This is a genomic window from Saccharomonospora iraqiensis subsp. paurometabolica YIM 90007 (genome assembly GCF_000231035.2).
Classification (GTDB): Bacteria; Actinomycetota; Actinomycetes; order Mycobacteriales; family Pseudonocardiaceae; genus Saccharomonospora; species Saccharomonospora paurometabolica.
In genome coordinates this window covers 91,333-96,735 of the sequence record NZ_KI912218.1, presented here as the reverse complement: position 1 = coordinate 96,735, position 5,403 = coordinate 91,333, and the positions used below count along the sequence as shown (strand labels likewise).

At 71.2% G+C, this 5,403-nt stretch carries 6 protein-coding genes; 2 read left to right on the top strand and 4 right to left on the bottom strand.

Features of this window, described 5'->3' with window-relative positions:
• A partial coding sequence (locus SACPADRAFT_RS26150) for a TIGR03086 family metal-binding protein (RefSeq protein ID WP_007026306.1) occupies positions 1–481 on the bottom strand: 481 nt, incomplete at its 3' end.
• Between the two features lie 55 nt (positions 482–536).
• Positions 537–1,208 carry a hypothetical protein gene (locus SACPADRAFT_RS0207580; RefSeq protein ID WP_007026305.1) on the bottom strand — a complete coding sequence of 224 codons (672 nt, stop codon included), beginning with the start codon at positions 1,206–1,208 and terminating at the stop codon, positions 537–539.
• A 482-nt stretch (positions 1,209–1,690) separates the two neighbouring features.
• On the opposite strand from SACPADRAFT_RS0207580, the gene SACPADRAFT_RS0207575 reads away from it, so the two are divergent.
• The gene (locus SACPADRAFT_RS0207575; protein WP_007026304.1) at positions 1,691–2,704 is read left to right on the top strand and encodes an NAD-dependent epimerase/dehydratase family protein; all 1,014 of its coding nucleotides are present in this window, start codon (positions 1,691–1,693) and stop codon (positions 2,702–2,704) included.
• A 176-nt stretch (positions 2,705–2,880) separates the two neighbouring features.
• Complete coding sequence (locus SACPADRAFT_RS0207570; protein WP_007026303.1) at positions 2,881–4,359, top strand: alanine/glycine:cation symporter family protein; 1,479 nt, start codon at positions 2,881–2,883, stop codon at positions 4,357–4,359.
• A gap of 281 nt (positions 4,360–4,640) precedes the next feature.
• On the opposite strand, the gene SACPADRAFT_RS0207565 is transcribed toward SACPADRAFT_RS0207570, so the two are convergent.
• Complete coding sequence (locus SACPADRAFT_RS0207565; protein WP_007026302.1) at positions 4,641–4,943, bottom strand: type II toxin-antitoxin system PemK/MazF family toxin; 303 nt, start codon at positions 4,941–4,943, stop codon at positions 4,641–4,643.
• Complete coding sequence (locus SACPADRAFT_RS0207560) at positions 4,940–5,167, bottom strand: toxin-antitoxin system HicB family antitoxin (RefSeq protein ID WP_007026301.1); 228 nt, start codon at positions 5,165–5,167, stop codon at positions 4,940–4,942. Before SACPADRAFT_RS0207560 ends, SACPADRAFT_RS0207565 begins: the two co-directional genes overlap by 4 nt.
• Positions 5,168–5,403 lie beyond the last annotated feature (236 nt).

Below are 5,403 nucleotides of genomic sequence, written 5' to 3'. Positions count from 1 at the left end.
CCAGCCATCCCAGAATCTCCAGGGCGGCGTCGGCGGCGGCCGGATCGACCGGGTAGTCCCGCCCGGTCGCGCGGGCGAGGTCCCACCCGTGCACGACGAGCTCCACCAGCACGATCGAGCCCGCCACCGTGGCGGGCAGGTCGGTCGTGCCGTACCGGGCGGTGCCCTGCCACGCGCTCGGCGACGACCACGCCGCGACGATCTCGTCCACCACCGCGGGAACCCGGTCGGGCCAGTCCGGCCCGGCCAGGTCCACGTCCGATTCGGCGGGGCGGTCGCTCGGCGCCGGTTCCCCACGCCCGGCGGCGGTCAGCACCGGCGCCCAGTAGAACAGATGGTTGGCCAACCCGCGCACGTCGTAGACCTCACACGGCGTGGGGTTGGTGAACACGTCGGGCCCGATCCCGGCGGCCACCGTCTTCAGTCCGGTGGCCGCGCCGGGCAGTACGTCGATGTAGTCCTTCGGTGTGTCGGAGTTCATCGGGGCATCGTGGCACGGCCCACCGACGATCGGGGCGGCTTCGCGACCGTCCGGGTCACACGGGTGTGCCGGACAGGGTGGCGCCGGACCATCCCGGGTGGGAGCAGCTGCCGTAGGCGGGCTCCGTCGGGGTGGGGGCGTCGTCGTGCCGCGGGGTGGTGCAGCCGGTGCGCAGGAACGTGCCGCCCACCTCGACGTAGGTCTCCCAGTACTGCGGCGCCTCCGCGTAGTTCGGTTCGTAGGTGCTCTGCCGCAGCGCCAGATCGGGCCGGTCGTCGCCGTTGAGCCGTACCAGCTCCGCCCCGGGGGCGTTGCCGACCAGTTCGTCGCTGACCGTGATGCCGTCGTCCCCGGTGAGCAGGGCGGTCAACGCGCCGGAGCCGTGCATGGCCTCGTCGAACCCGACGGTGCAGCGCCACGCGTCGCCCTGCCGTCCGCAGTCGCCGCCGGTGACGTCACGGTGCTCCAACACCGTGCTGTCGTGCAGCTCGTCGGCGACGTAGTACGCGAGCACGGCCCGCCCGCCGGGTGCCGAGGTGTCCCGCCACGCCGCGAACCGCGCGCTCTCCGGGAACACCACATCGACCACCCGCTCGCACGCCGGCCCGCACTCGGGCGGCGGGGCCGGGTCGGCACTGGCCGCCGGTGTCACCGACACGGTCGCCGCCGCGGTCACCGCGGCGACCCCGATCCCGGCGGCCGTCGCACGCGTCTGTCGGGAACGCATCACACCTCCGAAAGAATCCACCAAGCTCGACTCCCCCGGAAGGACGTGTGTGGCCCCCGCGGGGTTGTGCGGGTGTGTCGTTGTCACCGGGTCGTGTCCCCCGACCCGCGCCGGCCGAAACACCTCACGAGGTGCGGCCGGACGACCACGGACCGAGTCCGGAAGCAGTGACCATACCGGCACGGTCCCGCCCGTGTCGCGTCCCCGGCGCCGCGCTCATCCGGTCAGGGGGCACGCGGTGGACCTGCGTTGTCCGGATCGTTTCGTCCCCTCCACGGTGAAACCCCGGTCCTCGAGGTGACGCACCAGGATCATTTCGGCGCCGGACTCCCGGCCGCCGCAGCACGGACGCTGACAGCGCGGACGCTGACAGCGCCGACACCGGCAGCCCCGTCCGAGAGATCAGTTCCGAGCGGGTGTCCCCGGTCGGCCCGGTCGATTCCGGGTACGAGCCCCGTCCCTCGCTGCTACGGTCTCCGATCATGGAGAGGTACCTGGTCACCGGCAGCGCCGGACACCTGGGGGAGGCGCTGGTACGGACCCTGCGCGACCGGGGCGTGCCCGCGGTCGGGCTGGACACGCTGCCCTCGCCGCACACCGACGTGGTCGGCTCGGTCACCGACCCCGACGTGCTGCACCGCGCCCTGGACGGCATCACCCGGGTGCTGCACACCGCCACGCTGCACAAGCCGCACGTCACCTCCCACCGTCGGCGGGACTTCGTCGACACCAACGTCTCCGGCACCCTGGCGCTGCTGGAAGCGGCCGCCGGGACCGGGGTGGCGGGCCTGGTGTTCACCAGCAGCACCAGCGCGTTCGGCCGGGCACTGACCCCGCAACCCGGTGGGCCTGCCGCGTGGATCGACGAGGACGTCCGTCCGGTGGTGCGCAACATCTACGGCGCCACCAAGGTCGCCGCCGAGGACCTGTGTGAACTCGCCGCCCGCGAGCAGGGCCTGCCGGTGGTGGTGCTGCGCACCTCCCGGTTCTTCCCCGAACAGGACGACCGCGACACGGTCCGCGCCGCCTACGACGACACCAACGTCAAGGTCAACGAGTTCCTGTACCGGAGGGTGGACCTCGCCGATGTGGTCGAGGCGCACCTGGCCGCCGCCGACCGGGCGCCCGCGCTCGGGTTCGGCCGCTACATCGTCAGCGCCCCCACCCCGTTCACCCGCGACGACCTCGCCGAGCTGGCCGTCGACGCGCCCGCGGTGTTCCGGCGCCGGTTCCCCGACGTCGCCGACGACTACGCCCGCTGGGGCTGGCGGATGTTTCCCACCCTGGACCGCGTCTACGACAGCGCCCGCGCCCGGGCGGAGCTCGGCTGGCAACCGCGGTACGACTTCCAAGCGGTCGTCGACCGGGTGCGCGCGGGGGACGCGCCCCGCAGCCCGCTGGCCGGGACGGTCGGGGCGAAGGGCTACCACGCCGTGCCCACCGGGGTCTACACCACTCGGCACCGCGCGGCCCCGGACGGTGCGGGTACACCCTGACGTCCCACCGTCGGCTCCGCCGGACGGACGCACACCCGTCTCACACTCCCGGTCCACGACGAAAGGATGTACGCACCCGGGCACGGCAGTGCGTACGATCCCTCGGCGCCTCACCGGCGCGGTGACGACGGGGCACGGGTGTCCCGTCTGCCCCGACACCGACGAAGGAGTGTGGCATGGAGGAGGAAGAGGACACGAACCTCCTGTTGGACGCGATCAACGCGGTCAACGACGTGTTCTGGACCTATCTCGTCATCCCGCTGCTGGCGCTGGTCGGCGTGTACTACACGGTGCGGTCCGGCGGCGTGCAGTTCCGGATGATCCCGGAGATGATCCGGAACCTGCGCGGCAGCCCGGAACGCGCCCCGGACGGCAAACGGGCGATCTCGTCGTTCCAGGCGTTCTCCATCTCCGCGGCGGCCCGGGTCGGCACCGGCAACGTGGCGGGTGTGGCGATCGCCATCGCGCTCGGCGGTCCGGGCGCGGTGTTCTGGATGTGGCTCATGGGGATGGTCGTCGGCTCGATCTCGTTCATCGAGTCCACGCTGGCGCAGCTGTTCAAGGTCCGCGACCGCGCCGGCTACCGCGGCGGCCCCGCCTACTACATGCGGTACGGCCTGAAGAAACCCTGGCTGGGAACGCTGTTCGCGGTCGTCATGATCTTCACGTTCAGCGCGACGTTCAACATGGTGCAGGCCAACAGCATCACCGACGTGGTCGGCAACTCGGTGTCCGCGGCCACCGGGGACGACACCGCCGCGGGCTGGGTGGCGCCGGTGGTCGGGCTGGCCCTGGTCGCGGTGGTGGCGCTGGTCGTGTTCGGTGGGGTGCGCCGCATCGCCACCGTCGCGCAGGCCACGGTGCCGTTCATGGCCCTGTTCTACGTGCTCCTGGGCCTGGTGGTGGTCGGGATCAACATCGACCAGGTGCCGGGCGTGCTCGCCGACATCGTCGGCTCCGCCTTCGGCTTCCGCGAGGTCGGCGCCGCCGCCGTCGGCACCGCCATCATGCAGGGCATCCAGCGCGGCATGTTCTCCAACGAGGCCGGCATGGGCTCGGCCCCGAACGCGGGCGCCACCGCCGGGGTGAGCCACCCGGTCAAGCAGGGCCTGGCGCAGACCTTCGGCGTCTACTTCGACACGCTGATCGTGTGCTCGGTGACCGCGTTCATCATCCTCACCTCCGACCCCGTCTACGGTGAGGAGATCGGCGCGGCGCTGACGCAGAACTCCCTGGAGAACACCCTCGGCACCTGGTCGCTGCACCTGCTGACGTTCATCGTGGTGCTGCTGTGCTTCACCTCGGTGCTCGGCAACTTCTACTACGGCGAGGCCAACCTGCGGTACCTCACCACCGACGAGCGCGCGCTGCCGATCTTCCGGCTCGCCGTGATCGGCATCCTGTTCCTCGGCGCGGTGAGCTCGCTGCAGCTGGTGTGGGACTTCGCCAACGTCACCATGGGCCTGATGGCGGTGGTCAACCTCGTCGCCGTCGCCCCGCTCGGCATGCTCGCCGTGCGGCTGCTGCACGACTACCGGCAGCAGCGCGCCCGGGGGCTCGACCCGGTGTTCCTGCGGGAGTCGATGCCGGACATCGATGGGGTGCAGTGCTGGGACGGTCAGCCCGAACGGGTGCCGGAGACCGAACGCCTCTGAGGAATCGGGGTCGGGGCCGGCCGCGCCCATCGGCGGCCGGCCCCGACCCCTTCACCGGCAGCGGAACGCGTGGACGGCCTCCGCGGCCCGCCCGGCCAACGCGTCCAGGACGGGCACGTGCGCCTCCGGGACCGAGACCTCCCAGTGCAGCCCGTCGGGGCGTGCGGTGAAGCCGAACGTGAAGAACGAGCAGCAACCGCTCTCCCGTGAGCGGCGTGCGCGGGAGTTGTCGTGGGTTCCACGACAACTCCCGGGTGGCCGGTCCCTCCGCCACGGCCGGATCAGCGTTCGGGGGTAGCGAGAATCTTGAACAAGATGGTGTTGACCTCGGTCAAGGTCTGTGTGTCCACCGGCTCCCGTTCCTCGCGCAATCGCGCCTTGCGGAGACTGGTTACCAGACCCGCCACCGCCCACCGGTCTTCCCCGAGCGAAACCCCGAATCCACTGCCCGGCTCCCGGTCGAACACCGGCACCACGACCACGGTGGGCTCACTGCCGATCTCGTTGTAGACGGTCGAGGACAACACGAGAACCGTGACCCCGCCGTCGGTGGTCCAGACACTGCCCCGGCGCGGACCGCTCACCGCTGCGCCAGCTCGTCGTAGTTGCGGTCGGCCCAGGCTTCGGCGAAGGCCACCGCGTCCGGATCGCCCGCCATCCATTCCCCGTGTTCGGCACACCGACGGCGCATGTCCTCGGCGTCGAGAAGGGTCTCGATCCAGGCGTTCATCGACTTGTGCTCCATCTCGGCGTGGTGTTTGGCCGCCGCGTACGCCGCGTCGGACAGCCGCAACGTGATCGTTTTCATGGCACGAGATGCTAGCAGAATCTGACTTCAAACTGTGCTGTCTCTTTCGGCTACATATGCAAGTGTCAGCTGATGCCGTCCGGTTTTGCCTGCTCCACGTGGCGGGTCCGCGTGGACGAGGCGGAGTGCCACACCCGCGCCCACTGCTCGGCGGTGAGGTCGCGGGGCAGCGCCTGCGGGGAGACGTCGGCCCGGCGCAGCCACGCGGCGGTGGTGGCCCGGTCGGCGCCGGTGGT

Coding starts and splice junctions, on each gene's coding strand:
- SACPADRAFT_RS0207580 (WP_007026305.1), bottom strand. CDS start 1,208: ATGCGTTCCCGACAGACGCGTGCGACGGCCGCCGGGATCGGGGTCGCC.
- SACPADRAFT_RS0207575 (WP_007026304.1), top strand. CDS start 1,691: ATGGAGAGGTACCTGGTCACCGGCAGCGCCGGACACCTGGGGGAGGCG.
- SACPADRAFT_RS0207560 (WP_007026301.1), bottom strand. CDS start 5,167: ATGAAAACGATCACGTTGCGGCTGTCCGACGCGGCGTACGCGGCGGCC.
- SACPADRAFT_RS0207570 (WP_007026303.1), top strand. CDS start 2,881: ATGGAGGAGGAAGAGGACACGAACCTCCTGTTGGACGCGATCAACGCG.